Genomic DNA, 26,535 nt, shown 5'->3' on the forward strand with positions numbered 1-26,535 from the left:
GTGGCTGCAAGGACTTAACGAGTCTGAAAGGCCACTGTCGTGGTGTTTGTCAGCAAAGATCACTCGAGGCCGAGAGTGCGGTTCGGTGGCCGTCACACGCACGCGACTGGAGTATAGCGACCGTCTTCACGCTCGATCTCGGTCCGCCAGCCGCGGGTCGGCGGCCGGACCAAAGTAACTTCGGCCGGCAGCCCAAAGGACGCGTATGAGCGACGACGCCGCGGACGACCTCGCGGTCGACGAATTCGTCGAGTACTGCCGCACGCAGGCCGGGCTCCTCTCGGGCAGCGTCACGACGATGGGCGAGGAAGCCGACGAGCTGCTCGACGAGATCNCGAGATCCGGTCACGCCTCGAGGCCCTACCCGACGAGGTGGAGGCGACCGAGTCCCCGTCGACCGCGGACGTGCCGGACGCGAGCGAGGTCGACGTCGCGGCGATCGAGGAGCTACAGCAGGAACTCGAGGAGAAACAGCTGCTCGTCGAGGCGAAACAGGCCCGCATGCAGGCGTTTCAGGATCTCGCCGCTAGCTACACCGAACTCGCAGAAGAGTTGTCGTCAACTATCGATGACGAACAGGAGGCGCTGACCCGGATCATCGAGTTCGAGGCCGACGCCGACGCGCCGGCGTACTTCGACGAGCGGGAGACGATGGTCGAGGCCGCGGCCGCGTCCGCGGACGCCGAGTCGGAACCGGAACCCGAATCGGAATCGCAGTCCGAGTAATCGGTCCCGCGTCAGTACTCGTCCTCGAGCGCCTCGAGCACCGCATCTACGTCCTCCTCGCTGTTGAACGCGTGGACCGACGTGCGGATCGCGTCCGGCGTCGGTAACGGTCGGACGACGATCCCCCGATCGGCGAGGCGATCGACTGTCGTCTCCGGCTCGTCGACATCGATGGTCACCAGTCCGGACTCGTACTCGCGGGGACTCAACAGGCGCTCGTCCGGAACGCCCGCTTTGAGACGGTCGGTAAGCATCTCAATCCGCTGCTGGATCGTCTCGATCCCGACCGCCTCGAGCACCCCGATCGCTTCCGTCAGCCCGGCGTAGGGCGCAGGGCTCTCAGTGCCGACCTCAAGCCGCCGCGCGCCCGCCGCGTATTGGTAGTCCCCGGCGTTCTCGTCCGCGACGCTTCGGTAGCCGATCGCGGCGGGGACGAGGTCCGTTTCGACGCCGTCGCGGACGAAGAGGAAGCCGGCACCGAAGGGACCGAGCAGCCACTTGTGGCCCGCCGCGACGACGAAGTCGGCACCCCACTCTCGCACGTCGACGGGCACCTGCCCGGGCGACTGGACGGCGTCGACCAGCACCAATGCCCCGGCGTCGTGGGTGATGTCGACGATCTCCGAGATCGGCAGTCGCGTCCCGTGGGTCCACGTGAGCGAACTGATACAGAACAGCGTCGCCTCTTCGGCCGCCGCTGTCACGTCCTCGAGGTCGAGCCGGCCGCCCTCTGTTTCGAGCACCCGCACCTCGACGCCGTACTCGCGCTTGAGACGCTGCCACGGCAGGATGCCCGCGGAGTGCTCGAGGTCGGTGCGGACGACGACGTCGTCCTCGTCCCAGTCGAACGCGCTCGCGATCCGGTTGATCCCGTCGGTCGTGCTCTGGGTGAGCGCGATCTCGCTCTCCGCGGCTCCGAGCAGGTCGGCGACGGCCGCTCGCGCCTCGTCGTAGGCGTCGAACGCTGCGGGGTACATCCCCTCGGCCGCGGGGGCCTCGTACTCGTGGTACTCGAGGGCCGATTCGGCCGCGTCGACGACGCGGCGCGGGCTCGGCCCCCCGGCACCCCAGTTGCAGTAGACGGTCGACTCGAGGGCCGGCATCGACTCGCGTAGCTCGATCGGATCCATCGGACGGTCGTTCGCGTCGACCGGTGTTCGTTCTGACGGTTACTCCGCTGTCGGTCGGTCGTCTTCATCTCGAGAACCAGAGAGTTCGACAGTATCCGAGCCGCTTACCTCTCCGACAAAGCCCGTATTGGCCGCTATCGCGAGCGAATTGCGCCGCTATTTGGAAACAGTATTTAAACACCCTCGATATAGCGGGAACAGTCAACTCGCTTACTATCTCTCGAGAATCGTCGATACACCTGAATGTATGTCCTCCCTACGACCAAGTGAGGAGGAAGACCGATGACCAATACTCGACTCAACCGACGGCAGATGGTGCAAGCGCTTGGGGCGACCGGCGTCGCTGCGGTGGCCGGTTGTCTCGGCGGCGAGGCGGAGGGGAACGGCGCGGAAGGCGATCAGTCGGCGAGCGAGGAGGGGCTGCCGGCGGCGAAAGACGTCGATGTCGACCGGATCGCGCGGGATCCGACGGACATTCCGGACNGGGCTGCCGGCGGCGAAAGACGTCGATGTCGACCGGATCGCGCGGGATCCGACGGACATTCCGGACCCGGTCGATTGGAACGAGCCCCGGGAACACGACATCACGATCCAAACGGAACGAGTCACGGCGGAGATCGAACCGGGAGTCACGTTCGAGTACATGACTTTCGAGGGGCAGGTGCCGGGGCCGATGGTCCGGGTCCGCCGGGGCGACCGGGTGAACCTGACCTTCGACGTGCCCGAGGACCTGAACACGGCCGCGCACAACATGGACTTCCACGCGGTCTACGGCCCCGGTGGCGGGGCCGACGCGACGACGATCACGCCCGGCGACGACCCGACCCAGATCAGCTTNAACATGGACTTCCACGCGGTCTACGGCCCCGGTGGCGGGGCCGACGCGACGACGATCACGCCCGGCGACGACCCGACCCAGATCAGCTTCACCGCCGACTACGCGGGCGTGTTCATCTACCACTGTGCGATCCCGAACATGGATCAGCACATCAGCAGCGGGATGTTCGGCTCGATCCTCGTCGAACCCGAGGACGGTCTCCCCGAGGTCGACACCGAGTACTACCTCGGCCAGCACGAGATCTACACGGACGGCGACCTCGGCGAGGAGGGCCACCACAAGTTCGACTTCGACGCNCGATCCCGAACATGGATCAGCACATCAGCAGCGGGATGTTCGGCTCGATCCTCGTCGAACCCGAGGACGGCCTCCCCGAGGTCGACACCGAGTACTACCTCGGCCAGCACGAGATCTACACGGACGGCGACCTCGGCGAGGAGGGCCACCACAAGTTCGACTTCGACGCGATGCTCAAGGAAGAGCCCACCTACGTGGTCTTCAACGGCCAGGCCTACGGTTTCGCCCCCGATGGCGGCCAGCCCATGCAGGCGAACACTGGCGAAACCGCCCGGGTGTACTTCGCCAACGGCGGCCCGAACCTGCTGAGCTCGTGGCACCCCATCGGCAACGTCTGGAGTCGCTTCTACCGCGACGGCGACCTCCTGACCGACCCCGACCTGAACATCGAAACCGCGCCCGTCGCACCCGGCACCACCGCCGCGGCCGAGATGGAGTTCCCCGTCCCCGGCCCGGTCAAAATCGTCGACCACGCACTGACCCGCGCCGCCCGCCGCGGCGCACTCGGCGTCGTCAGCGTCGACGGCGAACCCACTCGAGACGTCTACGACGAAGATCCGTGAGCNCGCCGCCCGCCGCGGCGCACTCGGCGTCGTCAGCGTCGACGGCGAACCCACTCGAGACGTCTACGACGAAGATCCGTGAGCGGGCACCGCCCGCACACAGCCGCTCCTTTTCAGTCCGTCTTGGTCCTGCCTCGAGCGAGCGAGTGAGAGAGATCAGTCCGTACCGCCAAGTTCGTTCGGGGAGCTAATCGCGTCTCCGCAGCCCGTCCGTTGGGGGTCGATGGCGAAGACCGGCTTCCCGATCGCCGGAAACAGGGATGTATACTTATAGCAGTTCGACCGCCATTGTCACCCGATGGTGTTCGCCCCGATTTCGGCGATTACGTTCGATGCCGGCGATCCGGCCGCGACGGTTGCGATCGGACGGCTGTTCGCGTATCTCGCGATGGGTGTCGCAGCGACGGTGTTGCTCTACTACGCGACGATCTACGTCCGAGAGGTCCTCGCCGTCGACGCCGGTACCGAGCAGTGGTTCCTCCTGCTCGGCATCGGTGCGGCGATCGTCTACGCCGTCGCCGGCGTCGGCTCGCTGTTGCTCGAGCCCGCGTGGATCGGCCGCTTTGTCGACGGTGCGATCCTCTTTTTCATCCTCTTTCTCGCGCTGGCGATCCGCGCGATGTACCACGACCAGCCGGGTGCGGACGATCGCTCTCGGCTGTTGCCCGCGTGGGCGGACTACGTCGTCGTCGTCGGATTTATCGCCGCGTGGTGGGGCACGTTCTTGGTTCAGACCTCCTCGAGCCGGCTGGTCGTCGCGGTCGGCTGGGTCGTCACGTCGGCCTGGGCGGTGCTCTATGCCGTCCGCGCCGTTCGCGTCCACGAAGGGACGACGTTCGCCGCGCTGACCCGCCACCTGCTGCCGGCGATCGTCTGCGTTACCGCGGTCGTCTTCGTCGACCTGATCACGAACCATCTGAACGGCTACGGCGCGCTCGCCGACGCCGCGTGGCTTGTCGGGACGACGCTCGTCGCCGCGTTCCTGTTCGACACCGCCGTGGCGATCCGCCAGCAGGGCGGCGAACTCGAGCGGCTCTACGACTGGACGACGTGGCGCGAGCAATCGTTCGACGACCAGTCGTTCGACTGAGCGATCGACCGGCTCGAGCCGGGCTCAGAGTTCGCCCCGCAGGACGACCTCGTTGTCGACCCGCTGGAGCATGTCTTCGGTGACGACGTAGTCTTCGTCGTCTTCGCCCTCCCAGCCGACGGAGGCAAGCACCTGTTCTGCGACGCTCGGATCGGGGTCGACGTAGGCCCGCTGACCCTCGACTTTCGCGACGATTCCGAGTTCCTTGCCGTCGACATCGACGACGGTTTTCCCGACCGCGTCGTCGGTCAATGGGGCTGTCATAGACGGTCGCTACGACGACCAGCGGGGTAAACGAACGGCCGTCCCGTGCCGGTTCAGGACTCCGTGGGACCGCGTTAGCTGGAACGAGGAGCGTGCGTACCCGGTTGTCCCCGTGGCTATTTGACGATGGCACTCGATGCTAGCGGTGGCGTCCGACCGCGCGGACCCCCATTTGCCGCGACCGTTTCCACACCATGACACAGACACTCGAGATCAGCGACGACCTGATGGATCGACTCGACAGCCACTGCGAGGAGGGCGAGACGCCCGAGGAGCTCATCGAGGAACTGGTGACGATGTACGAGACGGAAGGGGCGTTCCTGCAGGAAGGCTACTCGGAGTAGCGGATGGGTCTCGCAGTCTGCCCCCTCGTTCTTTCGAGACTGCCGACGGGATGATCGACGCCGATCAGGCAGGTGTGAGTGATGATGACACTCAAGTAGGTAGTCCCCGTAGGGTGGCGTATGCACCTGCTGGTCGCGCTCGACGACTCGGAGCCGGGGTGGGCGGCCCTCGAGTTTGCGTGTGATGAACACGCCGATGACGAGGTCACGGCGGTCCACGCCGTCGACCCGACCGATAGCGGCTACGGCGAGGTCGCACACCTCGGGCCCGATGTCCTGATGGAGCGCCAGCAGGAGGCCGGCCAGGAACTGCTCGCGACGGCCGAGGACCGCGCGGCCGACGACGGCTGTCCGATCGAGACGGAGTTGGTGATCGGCCAACCAGCCGACGCGATCGTCGACTACGCCGCGGCCAACGCCGTCGACCGGATCGTCGTCGGGAGCCACGGCCGGACCGGGTTCTCGAGGGTGTTGCTCGGCAGCGTCGCCGAGCAAATCGCCCGGCAGGCACCCGTTCCGGTGACGATCGTCCGGTAGCAGTTTCGACTGCTGTTGCGAACAGGGGTCGTTCGGCTCCGTACCCGTCTCGAGCGGCCCGGAACTGCCCGGAATCGCGTGCTCGTCGGTGCCGGACCGACACGCGAGCGAGTCGGCGGCGTCGAAACGATCACAACAGGACAGACTAATTAAGGCCCACCACAGTCTCGATTACATGAACGACCGCTACGACGTAGTCATCGCCGGTGCCGGTCCCGCCGGCGCACAGTGTGCCCGCGATCTCGCCGCCAGAGGGTACGACGTCGTCGTCCTCGAGACCGAGGCCGAGGACGGGTTCCCCCGCCAGAGTAACAAGTCCACCGCGGGGACGTTCCACTCCATGATGGCCGCCTTCGGCATCCCGGACGACGTCGTGATGCAGTACACCGACAGCGTCGTCCTCGAGTCGCCGACCGAACACTTCGTCCGCGACCAGACCGGCGCGGTCCTGGAGTTCGCCGACTTCAAGCGCTACCTCGTCCGCGACAGCCGCGAGAAGGGTGCCGAGTACCGCTTTGACGCCCGCGTCACCGCGCCGATCATGGAGAACGGCGAGATCGCCGGCGTCACCTACAACGGCGACGAGGAGGTCTACGGCGACATCGTCATCGACGCGACGGGACCGAACGCGCCCCTCGCGAAGGAACTCGGCGTCGTCGACCTCGAACGCGAGAACCAGGCCATCGGCATCGAGTACGAGTTCGAGGGGATCGATATCGATCGGCCCGGCTTCGCGGACCTGCGCGACGCCATGATGTTGCGACTCGACCACGAGATCGCGCCCGGCGGCTACTCCTGGATCTTCCACACGGGCGAAGACACCGCCAAGGTCGGCCTCTGTTACATTCAGAACGGCAGCCACAGCCAATACAGCCGGGACGATTTCACTATCGACGACTACATGTCCCACTGGCTCGACACCGATCCGCGGTTCCAGGACGCAACGCGGATCGAGGGCAAACAACACCGCGGCTCGGCCCATATTCAGGAACCGACACAACTCCACACCGATCGGTTCATGGCGATCGGCGACACCGTTCCGAGCCTCGACCCGCTCTGGGGCGAGGGGATCAACAAGTGCATGCAGTCGGGTCGCGCGGCCGCCGCCACCGCCGATAGCGTCCTCAAACACGACGGCGTCGAGCCGACCGCCGAGAACCTCGAGGTCTACGACACCCTCTGGCACCGCGACGTCGCGCCCAACGCCAAGAACAGACTGCTGATGACCCAACTCCTCTACCTCGCGCCGAACGACCGCTACGACAGGCTCATGCGGGACCTCCAGCGACTCGACGACGACACGCTGGCCAAGGCGAACAATGGCGACCCCCTCGCCATCGCACGCCTGCTCGAACTCGAGGACGCGCCGCTGCTCGTCGACCTCGCGAAACAGCGACTGGACCTCGGCTCTCTGCTGTAAGCCGTCGCAGCGAACTCGGTTGCCGGCCGTTTCTCGTCGGGACGATTGTAACCGAAAACGTAGCGATAGCGTCGGAGAGCCGCCGGCGGCCGGTCAGGCGAGAAACTGTGACTCGAAGGACTGCACGCTCTCGTCCGTGCCCGCGAGAACGACCGCGTCGTCGTCCTCGAGGACGAACGAGGCGGGATCGAACTCGACGATCGTCTCGCCGTCCCGGACGACGGCGAGGACGGTACAGCCCGTCCGCGAGCGGACATCAGCGTCGGTGACGGTCCGTCCCGCCAGCCGGCCTGCGGGGAGTTTCACGACGTCGATCTGCCTGTCGACGGCGAGCACGTCCTCGTCCTCGAAGACGGTCGAGGCGAGCATCCGCCCGCTGACGGTCGCTAGCGACTGCACGTAGTCGGCACCGGCCCGGTACAGTTTCTGCTCGCTTTCCGCGTCGTTCGCCCGCACGACGATGTCGACCGACGGGTTCAGATCCCGCGCGACGAGCGTCGCGAAGATCGCCGTCGTGTCGTCGTCGAGGGTGACGATCACCGCGGACGCGTCGTCAATACCGGCCTCGCGGATCGCCGCCGGATCGCGGGCATCGCCGATCACGTCGACATCCTCCTTGTCGGCGCTGTCGAGAACGGTCACGCGAGAGTTCGTCTCGGCGAGGGCTGCCCCCGCCGCCGCCCCCGCTTCGCCGTAGCCGGCGATCACGACGTGTTGGGCCGAGAAGGGCTGGATCGTCGACGCCGCCTCGGATCGCAGGGCGTCGATTCGGTCCGCTTCGCCCGCGACGAGGAGCCGTGTGCCCGTATCGAGTTCGCGGTCCGGCGGAATCGGGCTCTCGAACTCGCCGTCGAGCCACGCGCCGATGCCGTCGACGCCGAACCGCTCGGGGAGCCGGATCTCCTCGGCGGTCCGCTGACAGAGATTGCTTCCCTCCGCGATCGAGAGTTCGACCAGTTCCAGCCCGTTTCCGATTTCGACGCCCTCGTCGACCGCAGTCGTCACGGCCGTCGGCACCCGGTGGGCGAGGCTCTCGCCGAGCAACTGGCGCGGCGAGAGCACCTCGTCCGCGCCCGCGATCCGGTGGTACTCGCCCAGCCGCTGGTCCTCGACCAGCGTCACGATCCGCACGTCGGGGTTCGCCTCGCGCGCCGAGAGGACGATGCTCGCGTTCGTGTCGTCGGCCGAATCGGCCACGACCGCCGTTGCCCGCTCGATGCCGGCGTTCTCGAGGACGTCGGTCGACTCCGGGTCGCCGTGGACGACCCGCCGATCCGTTTCGTGCAGTTCGGTCGCCGTCCCCTCGTCGGGCTCGATGACGACGTACTCCTGCCCGCGGGACTCGAGTTCGTCGATGAACGCCTCGACGCGGGAGGTGTACGCGCAGATGATCACGTGGTCCTCGAGATCGGGGACGGCCGCTGGCGGCGTCGTCGCGAGCGCATCCCGCAGCCACGGGACGGCGAAGATGTCGACCCCGGTCAGGATCAGCCCGATCCCGGTGAGCTGCAGTCCGATCATTAGCAGGTTCATCTGGGGCGTCGCCCACCCCGCGTCCTCGCCGTAGCCGGTCGTCGTGTACGTCTGGAAGACGATCTCGAGCGACCGGTAGAGCGGCTGGGGATCGTTCTCCCACGTCGCCATCCCGTAGTTGTACAGTAGCGTGGAGACGACGGTCGTCGCGGCCACGAGCGCGAGGTAGTAGCCGGCGCGGCGGGACCTCCACAGAGCCATACGCGTCCCATTCGACGGACGGCTGTTGACGGTACCGGTTGATGCGGTCGACGTACCGTTCGACCACGACCCCCCATACGAGGGATGAATCGCCATCGAAACGGCCAGAGAGGCCGCCTCCGCCGCCGATTTATGCCTCCGGTCCCACGTTCGGACGAATGGCGCTTCTCGAGAACCTCGTGTTGGTGTTCGTCGCCGGTCTGATCACGGCGCTTGCGACCGGTCTCGGCGCGCTCCCGTTTTTCTTCTTCGAGGGGCTCAGCGACCGCCGAAACGTCATCCTCTGGGGGCTCTCCTCGGGGATCATGGTCTCGGCGTCGCTGTTCGGCCTCGTCGAGGAAGGGCTGGCCGAGGGGACTCCCCTCGAGATCGGCATCGGGATGGCGGCCGGGGTCGCGCTCGTCGTCCTCGCACACGAGGTGTTGATGGACACCGACATCGATCCCCGGCAGTACGAGGAAGCGGACTTCAAGAAACTCGTCCTCATCCTCGGCGTTCTGACCGTTCACAGCTTCCCCGAGGGGGTCGCCGTCGGCGTCTCCTTCGCCGACCTCGGGCTCGAGGGCGGCACCGAACTCCTCGGCTTTACCGTCCCGGTGCTGGCGATCTTCATGACGGTCGCGATTTCGATTCACAACGTGCCCGAGGGAACGGCGATTTCGATCCCGCTGCGCTCGATGGACGTTGCCAACTGGAAGCTAGTCTGGTGGGCCGTCTTCTCGAGTCTCCCGCAACCGGTCGGGGCCGTCCTCGCGTACGGCTTCGTCCGCTACGCCCGCGAGTTCCTTCCCTACGGCTTCGGGTTCGCCGCCGGCGCGATGATCTACCTCGTGCTCACGGAGTTCCTCCCCGAAGCCCTCGAGATCGGCGAGCGGCTGCCCCGCGGCGGGAAGCCCGAACTCGCGGGCGGCATCGCCGTCGGGGTGCTCGTGATGGTGCCGCTCGCGTTCGTGTGAGCTTCTCGCAGGAAAATTCGATACTGCGTTTCACTCGAGCACCCGCCCGTGCTCGTCGATTTCCCCCGTGACGATCCGCGTCGAGGAGATCCGCTCGCCGTCGGCAGCGTAGACGTACGGTGCGACGATCCCCGACAGCGGCTCGAACCCGCGCTCGCGTCGGCGGTCGTTGATCGCCTCGAGTTCGGGGGCCGTCTCGGGGGAGACCACCAGCGCGTCGATCGACGGCTCGTCGGTCGCGATTCCGTACTCGGATTCGAGCGTGCGCAGGTCGATGTCCCGATCCCACTCGTCGAGGGCGGCGAGTTCCGCAGTCACGGCTCGGGTGCGCTCCTCGAGCGACGGAATCGGTCGGGATTCGTGGCGGGTCTCGACCGCTAGTTCGTCGCCCGTGATCGCGACGACGACGCCGTCGTCGCCGAAGCGGAGCGCGTGCTCGAAGAGGGTTCGATGGCCGTCGTGGAGCGGCCCGAACGTGCCGGCGACTGCGACTCGCATGGGCGAACCGAGTACGAGAGCCCCCATAACTGTGGTGCGACTCGGCCGGCGGCGAGCCGACTGCCGACACAGTCGTTGGTCGCGGCAGACTGGCACTCCCGGACCGAACGCGCCGCCTTAGAGCCGTTCGACAGGCGTTCCGTCCGTCACCGCGCCGCCTTCGAGAATCCGCGCCCGAAGTCCGCCGCGGTGAACCAGCGCCTCGCGGACGCCCTGCTTCTTGAGGTGGGACTCGAGGTACGAGCAGGGCTCGCAGAGTTCCGTGCCCTCGCAGACGACCGCCCCGATCCGAAACTGTTCGCCGACCAGTCGGTTCAGCGCGACGCCCTCGGTCGTGAGATTTCGCCGATGAACCCCCGGCTCGAGCGAGATATCGTAGTCGCGCTCGACGGCCTCGAGCGCTTCCGATTCGATCAGGGTCAGATCGCATCCCTCGCGGTCGGCGAACGTGCCCTCGCTGGCGAAGTAGCGGTCCCCCTCGAGACCCCGCCCAGCGACCGCCTCGACGCGGTCGACTCGTTCCATCGGTGCGCCCTGTGTCGGCGCGACGTGAATCGCTCGAACCGTTCCCGGCATGGCTCGAGCGACGACGGGGACCGAGGTATATCGGTCGGTCCGAGACGATCAAACGTCCTCGGGCAACCAGCCGCCGTCGACCTCGATGTTTTCGCCGCTGACGTACTCGCTGTCCGGATCGAGGAAGAAGTACAGCGGCGCGATCAGGTCGTCGAAACTCGCGGGCCGGTCCCGCGGGAGGTCGTCGGGGAACTCGTCGGAGTTCTCGACGACGTACGGCGAGATGGCGTTGACCGTCACCTCGTCGTCTTGCGTGTCGGCCGCGAGCATGCGCGTAAACATCAGGACCCCCTTCTTGGCGACGAAATAGGGGAAGTTCTTCGGGCTGACGAGGCCCTGCTCGCTCGAGGCGTAGCCGACGTTGACGATTCGGCCGTAGCCGTTTTCGCGCATCGCCGGCAGTGCCCGCTTCGAACAGAGGTAGGTCCCGTTGAGGTTCGTCTCGAGGACCCGGTTCCACGTCCCGAACTCGAGGTCGGCCCAGTGGGCGGGCGCGAAGTCACCGACGTTGTTCACCAGCACGTCGACGCTCCCGAGCTCGGCCTCGACGCCCGCGAAGAGGCCGTCGACGCTCTCGGGATCGGTCACGTCCCCTTGGATCGTCATCGCGTCGGCCGCGCCGCGGTCGCGGGCCTCCGCGGCTACCTCGCGGGCGGCGTCGGCGCTCGTGTGGTAGTGAACCGCCGTTTGCGCGCCGCAGTCGGCCGTCGAAAGCAGGAGTTCGCGGCCGACGCCGGTCGCTGCGCCCGTGACGAGTACCGTCTGCCCGTCGAGATCCGGTCCGTCCATGTCTCGGTCCTCGGCGACGGCGTGGAAAAATCGCCCGGAACCCACGCGTGCGTGTCCAGTTTCGAGGCGTCCGGATCGCACCCCCCGGATTTACGGCGGTGCGCGGGGAAATCGTCTGCTATGCTAGATACAGTATTGCTTGCAGTCGGTCCCGGCGACGCCGACCGCAGCGACCAACTTGCCGAAGCGGTCCTCGAAGTAGCGAAGCCCGCCGACGCAACCGTCGTCCTCGCACACGTGTTCACGAGCAACGAGTACGACGAGGTACTCGATCGCCTCGACTTCGATACCGACCTCGACACGGTCGATCCCAACGCCGTCGCGGCCCGGCACTCGACGATCCACGACATGGAGTCGATCCTCGAGGAACACGGCGTCGACTACGAGGTCCGGGGAGCCGTCGGGGAACACGGGCCGACGATCGTCGATCTGGCGGACAGTACCGCAGCCAATCGCGTCATCGTCGGCGGCCGCCGGCGCTCGCCGACCGGGAAGGCCGTCTTCGGCTCGACGGCACAGGAGGTTATGCTGTCGGCTCCCTGCCCGGTCACGTTCGTTCGCCACGACGAGTAGCCGACCGGTCGTCGAACCGCGGCGACGACGGCCCGATAGTGGGCCGCCGTTTCGGGTAGTGGTCACGCCGTCGACATGACGACCATGCTGTAATACCGCCCCGAAGAGAATACTTAAGCGGGTGGCCAGACCATTGTCAGCGTATGGCAATCGATACGGTGCTTCTCGCGGTCGGTCCCATGGACACAGTGCGCGCGCCGGAACTCGCCGAAACGGTCCTCGAGATCGCGGCCCCCCTCGATGCGACCGTCGTGATCGGGCACGCGTTCACGGCAGACGAGTACGAAGACGTCCACGACGATCTCGGCTTCGACGCCCGCGTCGACGATGTCGACCCCGACGCGGTCGCCGCTGAGCGCGCGCCGGTGCCGGAACTCGCCGAACGGTTCGAGGAGGCCGGCGTCGACTACGAGATCAAGGGCGCGCTCGGGGAGGTCAGTACGAAAGTCGTCGATATGGCGATCGATGTCGGCGCGGACCGAATGGTCGTCGGCGGACGGCGGCGCTCGCCGGCCGAAAAGGCGGTTCTCGGCTCCGTCTCACAGGAAATCATCCTGCAGGCCCCCTGTCCGGTTACCTACTTCCGAGATCTCGACGTAATGGAATAGCCCCTCTCGCGAACTGTCGTCGATCCCGCTCGCTACCGCCTCGCTATCGACTCCGTAACGTATCGAGATTGCTACTCGTCGCCGAGTATAATCTGGGTAGTTAAGTACGGCGACGGTCGTCGTTAGGACAACATGGTCTACTATGCGGGCGTCGATCTCGGCGCGACCAACGTCCGGGCCATCGTCGCCGAGGCCGACGGGACGACGATCGGCGTGAGTCGCCGATCGACACCACGCGGGCCGACGGGTATCGACGTGACCGAAGGTGTGCTTCGAACGCTTCGCGAGGCGTGTGGCGACGCCGGGGTCGATCCCGAGCGGATCGCCGCCGCCGGGATCGGCTCTATCGGGCCGTTCGATCTCGCGGAGGGCGCGGTGATCGACCCCGCGAACCTCCCGAGCTCGATCGACCGGATCCCGCTGACGGGACCGATCGCGAAACTGATCGACAGCGAGGACGTCTACCTCCACAACGACACCGCTGCGGGCGTCATCGGCGAGCGCTTTCACGCCGCCAGTAACCCGGACGACATGGCCTACATCACTATTTCCTCGGGGATCGGTGCCGGCGTCTGCTGTGACGGGTCTGTGATGAGCGGCTGGGACGGCAACGTCGGCGAGGTCGGCCACTACGTCGTCGACCCCCGCGGCCGCCTGACGTGTGGCTGCGGCCGCGACGGTCACTGGGAGGCCTACTGTTCTGGCAACGCCATCCCGGACTACGCCCGGCTGCTCGCCGAGGACGACCCGACGATCTCGACGTCCCTCCCGCTCGAGGGGGCGGAGTTTACGGCGAAGGACGTCTTCGATCTGGCGGGCGACGACGAGTTGGCCGACTACGTCATCGAACAGCTCGCCCACTGGAACGCGATCGGCGTGACCAACGTGGTCCACGCGTTCGCGCCGATCGTCGTCTCCTTCGGCGGCGCGGTCGCCTTGCACAACGAGGAACTCGTCGTCGATCCCATCCGCGAGCGCGTCTCCGAGATGGTCATGACGAACGTCCCCGAGATCCGGGTCACCGATCTCGGCGACGACGTCGTCGTTGAGGGCGCGCTGGCGAGTGCGCTGACCCAGGGAACCGGCGATCGGCGACGGCTGCGGAGCTGACCCGCTCGAGCAGGCCGACTCAGTTCGAATCGCAGTCGCGGATCGGGGCCCAGTCCCGGGACGGACGGCCGCGAGCAGCCACCTTCTATGTACCTGCGGCCCTCTGCTGTGGGTATGGAGCGGAGAGCGTTTCTCGCGAGGAGTGGTGCCGCCGGGCTCGCCCTGCCTCTCTCGAGCGCGGGAGCAGGTGCGTCGTCTCGATCGAGTCCCGCCGTCCGGCAGGAAGGTGGGTACGACCCGCTCGGTCGAATCCCCGTCTCCGGCGCTGCGGAAGGCGTCGTCGCCGACGACGGCGAAACGGTTGCCATCGCCGTCGCCACCGGGTTCGTGACTGTCGACGTGAGCGACCCCGCCGAGCCGACGATCCTCGCGGAGGAACGCGACATCGAACTCCAGGGCGAGACCTTGTCCGAGATCCTCGACGTGACCGTCGACGGCGACCGGCTGGTCGTCGCGGGTCCGGCCAACCCGGGCCTCGGGGTCATGGGATTTCGCTGCTACGACGTGAGCGAGCCCGCCGACCCCGTCTCGATCGGCGCGTACGAGACCGGATACCACATCCACAACTGCTACCTCGAGGACGAACTGCTGTTCGTGGCCGCGAACACCCAACAGGAGAACCCGCTCGCCATCTACGATCTGGGCGGTGACGAGATCACCCACGTCGGCACATGGTCGCTGCTGGATCGCGAGCCCGGCTGGCGTGATATCGGCATGCTCGCCCGCTATCTTCACGACGTCTACGTTCAAGACGGGATCGCCTACCTCGCTCACTGGAACGCGGGGACCTATCTGGTCGACGTGAGCGATCCGACCGAGCCCGAGTACATCTCCCACGTCGCGGACACCACGCTCGCGGAGCAACGCGAGATCGACAACCGGAAGGAGGCCGTCTACGGGCTACCGGGTAACGATCACTACGCCGCGGTCGACGACACCGGCGATCTCATGGCAGTCGGGCGGGAGGCGTGGGCGACCGGCGGTGAGGCTCCCGACCGGCCGGGCGGGATCGACCTCTACGACGTGAGCGATCCCGCGGAGCCGGTCCACCGTGGGTCGATCGATCCCCCGCGGACGACCGACGAGTCACACGGTGGGGGCGCGTGGACGACATCGCATAACTTCGAACTGCGGGACGGGCAACTCTACTCGTCGTGGTATCGCGCCGGCGTGAAGATCCACGACGTGAGCGATCCCGCGGACCCAGAGCAACTCGCGTGGTGGCGCGACCCCGCCGAGACCGGCTTCTGGACGGCCCGCGTCCTCGAGCCCGGCGAAACGTTCGTCGCGACGAGCACGGAGGCGATTCCGAACACGTCGATCGACGGGGCGCTCTATACCTTCCCGATCGAAGCGGGCGAGCAGGCCGATCCGCCGTCGCTGCAGGAGCCCGACGGCTGGGGGGCCGACAGTAACGGGTCGAACGAGACGACCGGGGCTGCCAACGAAACCGAAGCCGACGGGGGCGACGACTCGATTCCCGGGTTTACCGGCCTTACCGGCCTCGCCGTCGGTGGGATGGGACTCGAGTGGCTGCGCCGGCACGGAAACGTTCAGGATTAATTCGCGGAATTTCGGCGGCATGACCGAACTTATACACCGTTCGAGTGCCTAGCACGGGGCATGACTGACTCCGAGGACGAGGCGTCGCTGCAAGAACGCGTCGAGCAGTGGATGGCTCGGGAGATGCCGATCATCCAGATGCACGGCGGGACCAGCGCGGTGCGGGCGGCCGACCCCGAGACCGGCGAGGTCATCATCGAACTCGGCGGCGGCTGCAAGGGCTGTTCGGTCAGCGATGTGACCACGGGCAACATCGAGGCCGAACTCATCACGTGGCCGGAGATCGACGAAGTCACCGTCCGCGTGCCCGACGCGCGCGACAGCCTCGGCGGCCCCGACCAGCCCGAGTCCATCATGGGCGTCGACCGGACCGAGGGCGGCCGCGGCGACTGGGGCTCGTCGAACCCCGGAAAGGACCACCTCTGAGACTCCGCTGTGAATCCGCCGTTCGCAGTTGGACGCCGCGTGGCCCTCGTTGACAGGGTCGGAGAGTTTTGGCAAGTCCTATATCCTTTTACGCGCCCGTTACGGACATCAGATATCATGATGACGAGTAGATGCCCGCAGCACGGAGGTGTCGATGATGGCTAACCCGCCCGAGGGCGGCGACGAGGACGACCCCGACGCCGAAACCGACGGCGGCCTCCGCGCCTATACCGTTCGGCTCGAGCTCGTCGACGAACCCGGCGAGTTGCTCCGCGCGCTCGCCCCGATCGCCGACAACGGCGGCAATCTGTTGAGTATCCACCACGAACGCGGCAACATCACGCCGCGCGGTCACATCCCCGTCGAGGTCGATCTGGAGTGTCCCCCCGACCGGTTCGACGACGTCGTCGAAGGGCTCCGCGGAGCCGGCGTCAACGTCATTCAGGCCGGCGCGGAACACTACGGCGAGGAGGTAAACGTCGTACTGGTCGGCCACCTCGTCGAAACCGATCTCTCGAATACGCTCTCGCGCATCGAGGACGAGGCCGACGCCGTCGTGCTTGATCTCTCCCTTGCCGCGCCCGAAGGAACCGACGGGATCTCGAGCGCCCGCGCCCGGCTCGCGATCGACTCCGGCCGATCGTCCGAGGCGCTCGCAGCGATCCGCTCGATCGGGACCGACAAGGACCTGACCGTCGTCGAACCCCTGCTCGGAGGTGACGCCTGATGAAACTCGCAATCCTCGGTGCCGGCGACGTCGGCCGCTCGGTGGCCGATCTCGCCGCCGAATACGATCACGATGTCGTCGCGCTCGCCGACTCGATGTCGGCCACAGTCGATCCGAGCGGAATCGCCGTCGCCGACGCCCTCGAGCGGAAGGTCGGCGACGAAGCGCTCGGTACCAGCGATCCCGAGGACGTCTTCGAGACGGAGTACGACGTGCTGGTCGAGGCCACGCCGACGACGCTCGGCGACGCCGAACCCGGCTTCTCGCACGTGAAACGCGCGCTCGAGGCCGACCGCCACGTCGTCCTCGCGAACAAGGGCCCGGTGGCCGAACGCTACGAGGAACTCCGCGCGCTCGAGGCCGACAGCGCGGGCTCGATCCGGTTCGAGGCGACCGTCGGCGGCGCGATTCCGGTGCTCTCGACGATCGAAGACTGCACGCCACAGGCCGTCACCGCGGTCCGGGGCGTGCTCAACGGCACGGCGAACTTCATCCTCACCCGGATGGCCGCCGAGGGACTAGACTACGAACACGTCCTCGCGGAGGCCCAGGATCTGGGCGTCGCCGAGGCCGACCCCACCTTCGATGTCGACGGCACCGACGCCGCGCTCAAGTTCGTCATCCTCGCGAACGTGCTGGGAGACGGCGGGTTCTCTCTCGAGGACGCCACCGTCGAGGGCATTCAGTCGATTCCCGGCAGCGCGCTCGACCTCGCCGCCGAGGACGGCCGGACGATCCGGCTCATCGGCGAGGCGACCCGCGAGGGAATCCGCGTCGGCCCGCGACTCGTCCCCGAGAACGGGGCCCTCGCAGTCACGGGCACGCGCAACATCGTCCAGATCGAAACGCGTAACGCCGGCTCCTTGCACTCGAGCGGCCGCGGTGCCGGCGGACCGGAAACGGCCACGGCAGTGCTCTCCGACGTCGGCCGACTCCCGCCACTGTAATCCGCGACTGTCGTTTCTCCCCGATCGATTCGCGACTCGAGTCGGCTGCTGGGACCGTCCCAGGCATGTGAATGCTAGCCAAACCGCAAGAAGGCGTCGGGGTAGTCCGAATACGCTTTCGAAATGGTTTTAACCGCAACGAGCCAAAGAGACCAATATAAGCGCCTCTGCGCGTGAGCTACAACAATGAGCGACCAACACCAGAACCTGGCCATCATCGGTCACGTTGACCACGGGAAGAGTACGCTCGTGGGACGACTCCTCTACGAGACGGGGAGCGTACCCGAGCACGTCATCGAACAGCACCGCGAAGAAGCAGAAGAGAAGGGCAAGGGCGGCTTCGAGTTCGCCTACGTCATGGACAACCTCGCAGAAGAGCGAGAGCGTGGTGTCACCATCGACATCGCCCACCAGGAGTTCTCCACCGACGAGTACGACTTCACCATCGTCGACTGTCCTGGTCACCGCGACTTCGTGAAGAACATGATCACGGGCGCATCCCAGGCGGACAACGCCGTCCTCGTCGTCGCCGCTGACGACGGTGTCGCGCCCCAGACCCAGGAGCACGTCTTCCTGGCTCGAACCCTCGGTATCGACGAGCTCATCATCGGCATCAACAAGATGGACATCGTCGACTACGAAGAGTCGACGTACGACGAGGTCGTCGAGGAAGTGAACCAGCTGCTCAAGCAGGTTCAGTTCAACACCGAGGACGCCTCGTTCATCCCGATTTCGGCCTTCGAGGGCGACAACATCGCCGAGGAGTCCGACAACACGCCGTGGTACGACGGCGAAATCCTGCTCGAGGCCCTGAACAGCCTGCCGGAGCCGGAGCCACCGACGGACGCGCCACTCCGACTCCCGATTCAGGACGTCTACACCATCTCCGGTATCGGTACCGTCCCCGTCGGACGTATCGAGACCGGTCTCCTCAACACCGGCGACAACGTCTCCTTCCAGCCCAGCGACGTGGGCGGCGAAGTGAAGACGATCGAGATGCACCACGAAGAGGTGCCCAAAGCAGAGCCCGGTGACAACGTCGGATTCAACGTCCGCGGTATCGGCAAGGACGACATCCGACGCGGTGACGTCTGTGGCCCCGCCGACGACCCGCCGAGCGTCGCCGAGACGTTCCAGGCCCAGATCGTCGTCATGCAACACCCCAGCGTGATCACGGCCGGCTACACGCCGGTCTTCCACGCTCACACCGCACAGGTTGCCTGTACGATCGAGTCCATCGACAAGAAGATGGACCCCTCGAGCGGCGAGGTCGCCGAGGAGAACCCCGACTTCATCCAGTCGGGCGACGCTGCTGTGGTCACCATCCGACCGCAAAAGCCCCTCAGCATCGAGCCGTCCAGCGAGATCCCGGAACTCGGGAGCTTCGCCATCCGCGACATGGGTCAGACCATCGCCGCCGGCAAGGTCCTCGAAGTTCACGAGAAAGAATAAATGCAGCAAGCACGCGTTCGACTCGCGGGCACGAGTCCAGACGACCTCGACGACATCTGTGACGACGTCCGCGAGATCGCGAACAACACCGGCGTCAACCTGAGCGGTCCGATCCCGCTGCCGACGAAAACGCTCGAGGTGCCGACCCGGAAGTCGCCCGACGGCGAGGGCACTGCGACGTGGGAGCACTGGGAGATGCGCGTCCACAAGCGCCTGATTGACCTGGACGCCGACGAACGCGCACTCCGACAGCTCATGCGCATTCAGGTGCCAAACGACGTTTCGATCGAGATCGTCCTCGAAGACTGACGGTCCGATCGCGACTCGAAGTGGCGTTATTTACCGTTTTTACGCGCCTCGAGCACTGGTTCCAGCCGTGGCTATACGATTCGAATCGTTCGTGAGTGAGACACGAGGAGCATCGACGCGCTAGCTTGCTCCCGTCTCGGCTCACCCTAAGCGATGGGACTTTTGTCGCTCGCCGTCGCATCCCCCCGTATGGCGAGTCGCTCGCGGTCACGGTCGCAGTCAACCACCTACCTGCGGTCCGACTCCGGCGGGACCGACGGGTCGGCGTCGGGCTCGAGCAGCCCGATCCTCGAGGTGCTCGTCGTGTTCGCCGTCGTCTTCGTCGCGCAGGGAATCACGACGGTCGCGGGCCTCATGGGGACGTTTTTCATCCTCGCGCCGCCGCTGACGACGGATCCGTGGACGATCGTGACGAGCGTCTACGCCCACAGCGGGCTCGGCCACCTCGTCTCGAACACCATCGCGCTGCTGGTCTTCGGCTGGCCGGTCGCGCGGGCCACGACGCGACTCCGCTTTCATACCTTCTTCGCGATTACGGGTGCGATCGCGGGCGTCTCCCAAATCGTCCTCACGGGCGTGCTCGCGGCGCTGCCCTTCGTCCCCGTCGCGCCCACCCCGGGCGTGCTCGGTGCCAGCGGTGCCGTCTTCGCCCTGCTTGGCTATCTCGTCGCCTCGAACCGGCTCGCGACGGGGCTGGCCTCGTTCGTCGCGGTCCCGCAGTGGCTGTCGCTCCTCGTCTTCGTCGGGCTCGCGATCGCGGTCACGTTCGCCACCGCCTCGCCCGGCGTCGCCCTAATCGCCCACTTCACCGGCTTCCTCGTCGGAGCGGTCGCCGGCCGCGCTCGCGTGTTACAGGTCGACTCGAGCACTCAATCGGACGCCGCGAGGCGCTGAGGGTCTGTTTGGCTCTTCGCTCGAGGGGGCGTACTCGAGTGGAGCGTTCCCGTGGTGGTCGGTCACGACCCGTCCTCGAAACACAAGCTACAAATAGAAACCCGGGTTAGAAACGGGCGAGGGCTCGTAGATCAGTGGTAGATCGCTTCCTTCGCAAGGAAGAGGCCCTGGGTTCAAATCCCAGCGAGTCCACTTCTTCACGTCGTTCGCTCGTTCAGTCGTAGACTCGTCGAATATCGAAACCCTACTGGAAACGTCACTTATCACTCGAGCCTTCGTCCCCACCAACCGCCACTTCGAGCGTGCCGTCTCCAAATACAGTAACGAGGAACCCTTGATAGGGAAAGGAGACCGACGACTGGTCCGGGTGAGGCGTGCGCTGTGTGCTCTCGATGACCGCATCGAGGCCCTCGGGATCGATGGCCTCGTAGAGCGGGGGCAGCGCCGTCGACTCGCGGTCGGTGATCGCCTCGAGCGCGTCGATCACCGCGACGCTGGGTTCGATCGAGGTGAAGTCGAACTGCGCGCGATAGCTGTTCGTCTCGATGTCGTATTCGATCGGGCCGGGGTCAGTCATCCGTGTCGTCGACGAGCTGTTGACCGAAGTGGTCGAACGGCTGCTTGTGGAAACTCTTGAGGATCTTCGAGTTGATCACCTCGAGCCCGAGATCGGTGAGTTCGTCGCTGATCCGAGCGATATCGTCGGTCTCGGTGCCGACGGCCTCGATCTGGATGTTCTGCTGGCCGTTGAGGACCTCCTGAATCGTGACGACGCCGCTTACCTCGCGGGCCGCCTTTGCCAACTGCTCGCGTTCAGGGTTCGGTGCGGTACAGATGAAGAGAACGTGCAACTGCAGGCCCGCTTTGTCGTAGTCGACGATCGGATGATAGCCGCGGATGATGCCCTCCGCCTCGAGTTGGTCGATTCGGTTCTGTACCGTACTCGCCGAGACGCCGATCTCGTCGGCCATTTCTTTGGTCGTGAGTCGCCGCGCGTCGCGTTGGAGCAGATAGAGGACGGCCTTGTTCGTCTCATCGAGATCCATTTGCGTGGTTTCGCAGATGTCTGCGTCTCCCTTGTCCTTTTCGTACCATAACTATATTTTTCTACAAATATCGCACATTGTACTACGAAACAAGTAACGTTTCGACATCAGCGTTGTGGAATAAGCAATGGCGAGCGATCTGTTCCGGCCGGGAACCGAAGTGGTCCCCGAATTGTCGGCCACAACTCCATTGGCCGTCGCGTTCGCGATCGGGGTACTCGAGTCGTAGTGGCCAACTGGCCGACCACAGCCGTGATTCGAGGGCGGGTAGCCGCCCCCTACCCCTGCAACAGCCGCGCGTCGAGACCGGTTGGCGGCCGTTACCGTCACGGGTCCGGGACGGAATGGACGGACTACCAAATAGGGAACCCCTCTTGACATCGGGCAATGGCACAAAAGACCGGCGGCAACGCCCGATCGAGGGTCAGTCAACTCGGGTCGCTGTTCTCGAACCGGTACGGGCGATCCGCCACTGAGGAGTCGGATCTCGAGGTGAGCGTCGTCGATTCCATCCAGGACGTGGGGAAAGCCCAGTGGAACGACATCGTCGAGCGCTCGAGTCGCGGCAGCGTCTTTCACCGCTACGAGTGGCTCGACGCGATCGAGCAGGGGTTGGGATACACACCCAAACACCTTGAGATCACCAAGGACGGAAACACGATCGGCGGAATGCCGAACTTCGTGGTGGGAATCGAGAAGACGCCGTTCAATCGGCTCTCGTCGCTCTATCCGGGCTTTGGCGGGCCGTTGCTGCCGACGGATACGCAAGCGTCGCTCGAGCAGGTCCTCGCGGCCGTTCCGCGTCTCTGCCGGGGGAAGACGATCGTCCACCAGATCCGCGGGCTCGATATGAGCTACCTGCGGTACAACGACGCGTTGCAGTCACAGGGCTACCAGCCCTACCGACGGGAGTGTCGGTTCCTGCTCGATCTCACCAAGGGTCACGACGGGATCCTCGCGGACATGAGCCGGACCCGGCGGCGGGGGATCGAACGCGGTCGAGACGTCGACTACGAGATCGTCGAGGAAGAGATTTCGCGGGAGACGCTGCGGCGTTTCTACCGGAGCTACGAGCGCGTCATGGACCGCGTCGACGGGGAGGTGTATCCGTTCTCTTTCTTCGAGCAGCTGCAGTCGATGGACGACCGTCTGCTCTTGCTGACGATTCGGATCGACGGCGAGTACGCCGGCGGGATGCTCGAGTTGCTCGACGATGAGCGCGATTCGATTCACGGCTTTTTCGCCGCCGTTCCTCGGGAGTACTTCGACGATCACGCGTCGGAACTCCTCTACGATCACGTCTTCCAGTGGGGGATCGACCACGGGTACGAGACCTACGATTTCGGCAGTACGAACACGGACTTCGAGGACGGCGTCTTCCGGTTCAAGGAAGGCTTCGGCGGGCGCGCCGTCCCGGTCCTCGTCTGGGAGCGGGGGTGTAGCCCGCTCTGGCCGCTGGTGAAAGCCGGCCGCGATCTGTACTGGCCCTATTACACGTAATTCGGCTTGCCGGGCCATTGCAGCCGCGACAGCCTGTCGACTCGCGACGAGCCACAGCGCGTGACCGGCCGGCCGATTGGACCGTTAGTGCCCGCTCACCGCATCGGTATCGTGCCCCGCCACGTCGGACGTGTCCGGAAACGACAGCCGCACGGTCGTTCCGCCCTCGTGGCGGTCGATAAAGGAGAGTTCGCCGCCGGTCGTTTGGACGATCCAGTTGACGAACCACAGCCCGAGCCCGGAGCCGTGGTCCAGCGCCGTCTCGTGGCCCGAGAGCACCGCCCGGCGTTCGGTCGCCGGAATCCCCGGCCCGTCGTCGGTGATCGTAAACTCAAGTCGGGTGTGAAACTCGGATTCGACGGTGGTTGCGCCGATTTCGACGCTCGGTCGCTCGCCGGACCGGGCGGACGCGTCGGGTCGCCCGTTCCCGTCGGTAGCCACGGCTTCGCCCGAGCGAGTCGCGGTGTTGTGTTCGATCGCGTTATCGACGAGTTCGTTCAAGGCGTCGACCACCGTGTCGTCGACGGTGGGCGTCGACGATTCCGCGCCGCCGTCTTCCACTCGCGAGACGATGTCGGCGTCCGGATAAGTCGACAGTGCCCGGTCCGTGACCCGCCGGACCGCCTCGGTCGCGGTGATCCGCTCGGCGTTGCTGTGTCGGTCGAGCGTCCGCTCGACGCCGCGGGCCTTGTCGGCCGTCGCGAGCAGGTCGTCGATCTCCGCACGGATCGGCTGGATGTGTCGGGCCTTGAGTTCGGGATTCCGTTCGCCGATCATGTTGGCGTGGCCCCGGATAACGGTAAAGGCGTTCCGGAGGTTGTGCCGGAGCACTCGGTTAAGGACCTGAATCCGCTGTTCGCGGTCCCGCTGGTCGCTGATGTCGCGGGCGACGACGACGTAGCCGTCCTCGAGAGTGCTCACTGTCACGTCCTGTGGAAACGTCGTCCCGTCCGTCCGCGTGCCGGTCAGCGTGCCACGCCAGTAGTTCCGATCGGACAGTGCCGGGATGACCTCCCGCTCGATTCGGCGCTGTGACTCGGTCGTGTACAGCGTACACCACTGTTGACCGTCGAGGGCGTCCCCGTCCGACAGCCCGTAGAGCCCGGCGTAGGCCTCGTTGGCGTAGACGTGGCGGTCGTCGACGATGACGGCGATACCGTCCATCGAGGCGTCGACGGCCCGCGAAAGGCGCTCGTTCTCGCGATACTGCTGCGAGAACTCGGCGTAGACGTGTCCGATGGCTGCCCCGAAAGCGAGCCCGGTACTCGAGGCGTTGATCACCGGCTGGGCGAACCCGCCGGAAAACGCCGTCCGGACCGAGAGGAGAACGAGGCTACAGAGACAGAAGAGCGCGACCAACGCGCCGCAGGTACACGAGGTGATGGTGACGATCGCCGCCTGCTCGGCTCCGGTCGCGGCGTCGGTTCGCAGGCCGTACCCGACGAGGCCGACGCCGATTGCCGTCGGGACCAGCATCTCGAGTCCGAGCAATAGTGCGGGGCCGCCGAAGGTCAGTGTGTAGGCCGCGACGATGGCGAGCAAGCCGAGGCCGACCAGTGACACTGCACGCACTCGAACGCCGTCGATCGTGCAGCGGGTGAGGGCCCCCATCGAACTAGTAAGGGATCTATTCACGGGTCTCATTAATGAATTGGCACAGGCCCTGACATGACCGGCCGATCGACTCGGTCCTCGAGGGCCGCGAGAATACCGAGCGATCAGGTCGACGGTTGGTCCGGCTTTCCGGCCGATCCGTCGGCAGTCGACGGTCGTCGGACGATATATCCGCTCGGCTCATCTCTCACGTATGGTAACGGTACTCGTCGCGCTCCGCGACCGATTGCTCGTCTGTACGGGCGACGGCCCCGCGGCCGACGGCTGGACGACGACGGCGCGACTCGAGGGGGCCGCCCTCGAGTGCGTCGCGGCGGCTCCCGACGCGCCCGAGCGGTATTTCGTCGGCACGTTCGATAACGGCCTGTTCCGAAGCACCGACGGCGGCGAGACGTTCGCTCCCATCGAGACCGAGTTCGACGCCCTCGAGAGCGGTGCCGTGATGGCGGCGACGATCAGCCCGCACGATCCGCAGGTCGTCTACGCCGGCACCGAACCCAGCCGGATCTACCAGTCGCGGGACGGCGGCGATTCCTGGACCCACCTCGAGGGGCTCGCGGGCCTCCCCTCCGCGGACGAGTGGTACTTCCCCCCGCGCCCGCATACCCACCACGTCCGCTGGCTCGCGGTGGACCCGTTCGATCCCGAGCGACTGTCCGTCGGGATCGAAGCGGGCGCGTTCGTCTACACCTCCGACGGCGGCGAGACCTGGCACGAACGGCCGCCGGGATCGCGCCGGGACAACCACAGTCTGGCGACCCACCCGGATCGGAAGGGGCGACTCTACGCCGCGGCCAGCGACGGTTACGCCGAGAGCGACGACGGCGGACAGTCGTGGCGGCGGCCACAGGAGGGCCTCGATCACACCTATTGCTGGAGCGTCGTCCCCGATCCCGGCGATCCGGAGCGGGTACTCGTCTCGAGTGCGAGCGGTGCGTCGACGGCCCATACGGGCAGTCGCGCGGAGTCGTACGTCTACCGGCGCGAGGGCGACGGGGCGTGGGAGCGACTCGAGGCACCGGGGCTCCCGATGGGAGACGGCGTCGTTCGCGCCGTCTTCGATACGACCGACGAGGCCGGCGTCGTCTACGCGGTGACCAATCGGGGACTGTTCGTCTCCGAGGACTTCGGGAGCCGCTGGGAGCGACTCGATATCGACTGGGACGAGAGCCTCGAGACGCAGGCACCTCGAGGACTGGCCGTCCTCGACACCTAATGGTCGATCGGCGACTGGAACGGGCCGTCGCGACGCCGGTGTTCGAACAACGAGACGATCGCGACGGCGTGAACCGGGGCGACGAACGCGCCGGTCAGGAGCGCACCTGCAATGGGAACGCTGGCGAGGAGCCACGCACTGGCCCCGAGGACGACGAGCAGGCCGAACGCCGACCAGCTGTCGCCGCGAATCCAGGCACCGCCGTCCCGAATCGCCGTCCAAGGCGACACGCCGGCGGCGATGAGTCCGGGTGCGGGAAAGAGCCACACCATCGCGGCGAGCAGTACTGCCAGCGGACCGAGCCCGAACAGCCCCATGTCGTGGGGTGCGATCCAGTCGAGAAACCGGGTGACGAGATCGATCGCGACCACGAACCCGAGGTACGACGGGAACGGATCGAAGTGCGCCTCGCCGTCCAGCAGCCAGGTCAGCGTGAGGACGCCCGCGAGCGCGACCGCGAGCAACGAGAGGACGTGTAGTCCGAGCGCCCAGGCGAGGGACGGCACCTCGAGTCCGACGAGCGACTCGAGTGGCAACACCGTCCGATTCACGGCGGTCGGGTAGCCGGCGTACTCGAGGGAGAGCGTCGCTTTGTCGATCCCGGCGTACTCGAGGGCGGGGATCGGATCGCGCAGTCGGAGCGCGTCGACGACGGCGAGGACGAGCCCCGCGACGGCGAAGGGGGCGAACAGGCTGGGGTTGCGACGGAGTCGGCCGATGGCCGCCGAGAGGACAGGCACGACTGACCACGCTCGACGGTCGTACGCGTCGCTTCGGTCGCGTGCCAC

At 66.2% G+C, this 26,535-nt stretch carries 27 protein-coding genes, 1 tRNA gene and 2 pseudogenes; 20 read left to right on the forward strand and 10 right to left on the reverse strand.

The features are described from left to right. Window positions 1-205: 205 nt before the first annotated feature. A pseudogene (locus C489_RS08100) lies at window positions 206-726 on the forward strand (hypothetical protein). An 11-nt stretch (window positions 727-737) separates the two neighbouring features. Here C489_RS08100 and C489_RS08105 read toward each other — a convergent pair. After that, window positions 738-1,856 carry an aminotransferase class V-fold PLP-dependent enzyme gene (locus tag C489_RS08105; protein ID WP_006430727.1) on the reverse strand — a complete coding sequence of 373 codons (1,119 nt, stop codon included), beginning with the start codon at window positions 1,854-1,856 and terminating at the stop codon, window positions 738-740. Between the two features lie 673 nt (window positions 1,857-2,529). On the opposite strand from C489_RS08105, the pseudogene C489_RS23025 reads away from it, so the two are divergent. Both C489_RS23025 and C489_RS08120 read left to right on the forward strand, forming a co-directional pair. After that, window positions 2,530-3,554, forward strand: a pseudogene (locus C489_RS23025) (hypothetical protein); the annotation flags it as partial. 298 nt (window positions 3,555-3,852) lie between these two features. Beyond that, window positions 3,853-4,644 (forward strand): hypothetical protein, encoded by a 792-nt coding sequence (locus C489_RS08120; RefSeq protein ID WP_006430728.1) that lies wholly within the window; start codon window positions 3,853-3,855, stop codon window positions 4,642-4,644. A gap of 24 nt (window positions 4,645-4,668) precedes the next feature. On the opposite strand, the gene C489_RS08125 is transcribed toward C489_RS08120, so the two are convergent. After that, window positions 4,669-4,908 (reverse strand): hypothetical protein, encoded by a 240-nt coding sequence (locus tag C489_RS08125; protein WP_006430729.1) that lies wholly within the window; start codon window positions 4,906-4,908, stop codon window positions 4,669-4,671. A 194-nt stretch (window positions 4,909-5,102) separates the two neighbouring features. Between C489_RS08125 and C489_RS22125 the strand changes: the two genes are divergently transcribed. The 3 genes from C489_RS22125 (at window position 5,103) to C489_RS08135 (ending at window position 7,209) form a co-directional block, all read left to right on the forward strand. Further along, window positions 5,103-5,252, forward strand: a complete 150-nt coding sequence (locus C489_RS22125) for a DUF7557 family protein (RefSeq protein WP_006430730.1) — start codon at window positions 5,103-5,105, stop codon at window positions 5,250-5,252. Window positions 5,253-5,372: 120 nt separating this feature from the next. Then, on the forward strand, window positions 5,373-5,789 hold the full coding sequence (locus tag C489_RS08130; protein WP_006430731.1) for a universal stress protein: 417 nt from the start codon (window positions 5,373-5,375) through the stop codon (window positions 5,787-5,789). Between the two features lie 175 nt (window positions 5,790-5,964). Further along, window positions 5,965-7,209, forward strand: a complete 1,245-nt coding sequence (locus tag C489_RS08135; protein WP_006430732.1) for a digeranylgeranylglycerophospholipid reductase — start codon at window positions 5,965-5,967, stop codon at window positions 7,207-7,209. A 93-nt stretch (window positions 7,210-7,302) separates the two neighbouring features. On the opposite strand, the gene C489_RS08140 is transcribed toward C489_RS08135, so the two are convergent. After that, entirely contained in the window at window positions 7,303-8,943 is a 1,641-nt protein-coding gene (locus C489_RS08140) for a potassium channel family protein (protein WP_006430733.1), read from the reverse strand. A gap of 158 nt (window positions 8,944-9,101) precedes the next feature. Between C489_RS08140 and C489_RS08145 the strand changes: the two genes are divergently transcribed. Beyond that, on the forward strand, window positions 9,102-9,899 hold the full coding sequence (locus C489_RS08145) for a ZIP family metal transporter (RefSeq protein ID WP_006430734.1): 798 nt from the start codon (window positions 9,102-9,104) through the stop codon (window positions 9,897-9,899). A gap of 30 nt (window positions 9,900-9,929) precedes the next feature. Here the strand turns inward: C489_RS08145 and C489_RS08150 are convergent, their stop codons facing one another. The 3 genes from C489_RS08150 to C489_RS08160 all read right to left on the reverse strand — a co-directional run bounded on the left by C489_RS08150 (window position 9,930) and on the right by C489_RS08160 (window position 11,762). After that, on the reverse strand, window positions 9,930-10,397 hold the full coding sequence (locus C489_RS08150) for a phosphopantetheine adenylyltransferase (RefSeq protein WP_006430735.1): 468 nt from the start codon (window positions 10,395-10,397) through the stop codon (window positions 9,930-9,932). Between the two features lie 117 nt (window positions 10,398-10,514). After that, window positions 10,515-10,973, reverse strand: a complete 459-nt coding sequence (locus C489_RS08155) for an MOSC domain-containing protein (RefSeq protein ID WP_006430736.1) — start codon at window positions 10,971-10,973, stop codon at window positions 10,515-10,517. Window positions 10,974-11,021: 48 nt separating this feature from the next. After that, window positions 11,022-11,762 (reverse strand): SDR family NAD(P)-dependent oxidoreductase, encoded by a 741-nt coding sequence (locus C489_RS08160; RefSeq protein WP_006430737.1) that lies wholly within the window; start codon window positions 11,760-11,762, stop codon window positions 11,022-11,024. Between the two features lie 120 nt (window positions 11,763-11,882). On the opposite strand from C489_RS08160, the gene C489_RS08165 reads away from it, so the two are divergent. The 11 genes from C489_RS08165 to C489_RS08215 all read left to right on the forward strand — a co-directional run bounded on the left by C489_RS08165 (window position 11,883) and on the right by C489_RS08215 (window position 20,563). After that, the gene (locus tag C489_RS08165; RefSeq protein ID WP_049890699.1) at window positions 11,883-12,335 is read left to right on the forward strand and encodes a universal stress protein; all 453 of its coding nucleotides are present in this window, start codon (window positions 11,883-11,885) and stop codon (window positions 12,333-12,335) included. Between the two features lie 143 nt (window positions 12,336-12,478). Next, complete coding sequence (locus tag C489_RS08170) at window positions 12,479-12,943, forward strand: universal stress protein (RefSeq protein ID WP_006430739.1); 465 nt, start codon at window positions 12,479-12,481, stop codon at window positions 12,941-12,943. A gap of 132 nt (window positions 12,944-13,075) precedes the next feature. Continuing rightward, window positions 13,076-14,053 (forward strand): ROK family protein, encoded by a 978-nt coding sequence (locus C489_RS08175; protein WP_006430740.1) that lies wholly within the window; start codon window positions 13,076-13,078, stop codon window positions 14,051-14,053. Between the two features lie 114 nt (window positions 14,054-14,167). Then, entirely contained in the window at window positions 14,168-15,616 is a 1,449-nt protein-coding gene (locus C489_RS08180) for an LVIVD repeat-containing protein (protein WP_006430741.1), read from the forward strand. A gap of 60 nt (window positions 15,617-15,676) precedes the next feature. Continuing rightward, on the forward strand, window positions 15,677-16,042 hold the full coding sequence (locus C489_RS08185) for a NifU family protein (RefSeq protein WP_006430742.1): 366 nt from the start codon (window positions 15,677-15,679) through the stop codon (window positions 16,040-16,042). A 157-nt stretch (window positions 16,043-16,199) separates the two neighbouring features. Next, entirely contained in the window at window positions 16,200-16,769 is a 570-nt protein-coding gene (locus tag C489_RS08190; RefSeq protein ID WP_006430743.1) for a hypothetical protein, read from the forward strand. Further along, window positions 16,769-17,716 (forward strand): homoserine dehydrogenase, encoded by a 948-nt coding sequence (locus C489_RS08195; protein WP_006430744.1) that lies wholly within the window; start codon window positions 16,769-16,771, stop codon window positions 17,714-17,716. The genes C489_RS08190 and C489_RS08195 overlap by 1 nt, the downstream gene beginning before the upstream one ends. Before the next feature lie 186 nt (window positions 17,717-17,902). Further along, window positions 17,903-19,168: a translation elongation factor EF-1 subunit alpha gene (tuf, locus tag C489_RS08200; protein ID WP_006430745.1), complete on the forward strand. Its 1,266-nt coding sequence runs from the start codon at window positions 17,903-17,905 to the stop codon at window positions 19,166-19,168. Continuing rightward, window positions 19,169-19,477 carry a 30S ribosomal protein S10 gene (gene rpsJ, locus C489_RS08205; protein ID WP_004215311.1) on the forward strand — a complete coding sequence of 103 codons (309 nt, stop codon included), beginning with the start codon at window positions 19,169-19,171 and terminating at the stop codon, window positions 19,475-19,477. A 189-nt stretch (window positions 19,478-19,666) separates the two neighbouring features. Further along, window positions 19,667-20,371, forward strand: a complete 705-nt coding sequence (locus C489_RS08210) for a rhomboid family intramembrane serine protease (RefSeq protein WP_006430746.1) — start codon at window positions 19,667-19,669, stop codon at window positions 20,369-20,371. Window positions 20,372-20,491: 120 nt separating this feature from the next. Next, a tRNA-Ala gene (locus tag C489_RS08215) sits at window positions 20,492-20,563 on the forward strand. A 64-nt stretch (window positions 20,564-20,627) separates the two neighbouring features. Here the strand turns inward: C489_RS08215 and C489_RS08220 are convergent. Both C489_RS08220 and C489_RS08225 read right to left on the reverse strand, forming a co-directional pair. Next, window positions 20,628-20,948 (reverse strand): HalOD1 output domain-containing protein, encoded by a 321-nt coding sequence (locus C489_RS08220; RefSeq protein ID WP_006430747.1) that lies wholly within the window; start codon window positions 20,946-20,948, stop codon window positions 20,628-20,630. Next, a complete protein-coding gene (locus tag C489_RS08225) occupies window positions 20,941-21,417 on the reverse strand; it encodes an Lrp/AsnC family transcriptional regulator (RefSeq protein WP_006430748.1) in 477 nt (158 codons plus the stop codon). The genes C489_RS08220 and C489_RS08225 overlap by 8 nt, the downstream gene beginning before the upstream one ends. A gap of 387 nt (window positions 21,418-21,804) precedes the next feature. Here C489_RS08225 and C489_RS08230 point away from each other — a divergent pair, with 387 nt between their 5' ends. Further along, window positions 21,805-22,917, forward strand: coding sequence for a lipid II:glycine glycyltransferase FemX (locus C489_RS08230; RefSeq protein WP_006430749.1), 1,113 nt, complete (start codon window positions 21,805-21,807; stop codon window positions 22,915-22,917). Window positions 22,918-23,001: 84 nt separating this feature from the next. Here the strand turns inward: C489_RS08230 and C489_RS08235 are convergent, their stop codons facing one another. Then, complete coding sequence (locus C489_RS08235) at window positions 23,002-24,528, reverse strand: ATP-binding protein (protein ID WP_049890700.1); 1,527 nt, start codon at window positions 24,526-24,528, stop codon at window positions 23,002-23,004. Window positions 24,529-24,724: 196 nt separating this feature from the next. On the opposite strand from C489_RS08235, the gene C489_RS08240 reads away from it, so the two are divergent. Continuing rightward, window positions 24,725-25,747 (forward strand): WD40/YVTN/BNR-like repeat-containing protein, encoded by a 1,023-nt coding sequence (locus tag C489_RS08240; RefSeq protein WP_006430751.1) that lies wholly within the window; start codon window positions 24,725-24,727, stop codon window positions 25,745-25,747. Here C489_RS08240 and C489_RS08245 read toward each other — a convergent pair. After that, complete coding sequence (locus C489_RS08245; RefSeq protein WP_006430752.1) at window positions 25,744-26,535, reverse strand: hypothetical protein; 792 nt, start codon at window positions 26,533-26,535, stop codon at window positions 25,744-25,746. The genes C489_RS08240 and C489_RS08245 overlap by 4 nt on opposite strands.

The sequence above is a fragment of the Natrinema versiforme JCM 10478 genome (genome assembly GCF_000337195.1).
GTDB classification, from domain to species: domain Archaea; phylum Halobacteriota; class Halobacteria; order Halobacteriales; family Natrialbaceae; genus Natrinema; species Natrinema versiforme.

Bases quoted from the DNA above. Each gene is read 5' to 3' on its own strand.
- C489_RS08105 (WP_006430727.1), bottom strand. From the start codon at position 1,856: ATGGATCCGATCGAGCTACGCGAGTCGATGCCGGCCCTCGAGTCGACC.
- C489_RS08120 (WP_006430728.1), top strand. From the start codon at position 3,853: ATGGTGTTCGCCCCGATTTCGGCGATTACGTTCGATGCCGGCGATCCG.
- C489_RS08125 (WP_006430729.1), bottom strand. From the start codon at position 4,908: ATGACAGCCCCATTGACCGACGACGCGGTCGGGAAAACCGTCGTCGAT.
- C489_RS22125 (WP_006430730.1), top strand. From the start codon at position 5,103: ATGACACAGACACTCGAGATCAGCGACGACCTGATGGATCGACTCGAC.
- C489_RS08130 (WP_006430731.1), top strand. From the start codon at position 5,373: ATGCACCTGCTGGTCGCGCTCGACGACTCGGAGCCGGGGTGGGCGGCC.
- C489_RS08135 (WP_006430732.1), top strand. From the start codon at position 5,965: ATGAACGACCGCTACGACGTAGTCATCGCCGGTGCCGGTCCCGCCGGC.
- C489_RS08140 (WP_006430733.1), bottom strand. From the start codon at position 8,943: ATGGCTCTGTGGAGGTCCCGCCGCGCCGGCTACTACCTCGCGCTCGTG.
- C489_RS08145 (WP_006430734.1), top strand. From the start codon at position 9,102: ATGGCGCTTCTCGAGAACCTCGTGTTGGTGTTCGTCGCCGGTCTGATC.
- C489_RS08150 (WP_006430735.1), bottom strand. From the start codon at position 10,397: ATGCGAGTCGCAGTCGCCGGCACGTTCGGGCCGCTCCACGACGGCCAT.
- C489_RS08155 (WP_006430736.1), bottom strand. From the start codon at position 10,973: ATGCCGGGAACGGTTCGAGCGATTCACGTCGCGCCGACACAGGGCGCA.
- C489_RS08160 (WP_006430737.1), bottom strand. From the start codon at position 11,762: ATGGACGGACCGGATCTCGACGGGCAGACGGTACTCGTCACGGGCGCA.
- C489_RS08165 (WP_049890699.1), top strand. From the start codon at position 11,883: ATGCTAGATACAGTATTGCTTGCAGTCGGTCCCGGCGACGCCGACCGC.
- C489_RS08170 (WP_006430739.1), top strand. From the start codon at position 12,479: ATGGCAATCGATACGGTGCTTCTCGCGGTCGGTCCCATGGACACAGTG.
- C489_RS08175 (WP_006430740.1), top strand. From the start codon at position 13,076: ATGGTCTACTATGCGGGCGTCGATCTCGGCGCGACCAACGTCCGGGCC.
- C489_RS08180 (WP_006430741.1), top strand. From the start codon at position 14,168: ATGGAGCGGAGAGCGTTTCTCGCGAGGAGTGGTGCCGCCGGGCTCGCC.
- C489_RS08185 (WP_006430742.1), top strand. From the start codon at position 15,677: ATGACTGACTCCGAGGACGAGGCGTCGCTGCAAGAACGCGTCGAGCAG.
- C489_RS08190 (WP_006430743.1), top strand. From the start codon at position 16,200: ATGGCTAACCCGCCCGAGGGCGGCGACGAGGACGACCCCGACGCCGAA.
- C489_RS08195 (WP_006430744.1), top strand. From the start codon at position 16,769: ATGAAACTCGCAATCCTCGGTGCCGGCGACGTCGGCCGCTCGGTGGCC.
- tuf (WP_006430745.1), top strand. From the start codon at position 17,903: ATGAGCGACCAACACCAGAACCTGGCCATCATCGGTCACGTTGACCAC.
- rpsJ (WP_004215311.1), top strand. From the start codon at position 19,169: ATGCAGCAAGCACGCGTTCGACTCGCGGGCACGAGTCCAGACGACCTC.
- C489_RS08210 (WP_006430746.1), top strand. From the start codon at position 19,667: ATGGCGAGTCGCTCGCGGTCACGGTCGCAGTCAACCACCTACCTGCGG.
- C489_RS08220 (WP_006430747.1), bottom strand. From the start codon at position 20,948: ATGACTGACCCCGGCCCGATCGAATACGACATCGAGACGAACAGCTAT.
- C489_RS08225 (WP_006430748.1), bottom strand. From the start codon at position 21,417: ATGGATCTCGATGAGACGAACAAGGCCGTCCTCTATCTGCTCCAACGC.
- C489_RS08230 (WP_006430749.1), top strand. From the start codon at position 21,805: ATGGCACAAAAGACCGGCGGCAACGCCCGATCGAGGGTCAGTCAACTC.
- C489_RS08235 (WP_049890700.1), bottom strand. From the start codon at position 24,528: ATGGGGGCCCTCACCCGCTGCACGATCGACGGCGTTCGAGTGCGTGCA.
- C489_RS08240 (WP_006430751.1), top strand. From the start codon at position 24,725: ATGGTAACGGTACTCGTCGCGCTCCGCGACCGATTGCTCGTCTGTACG.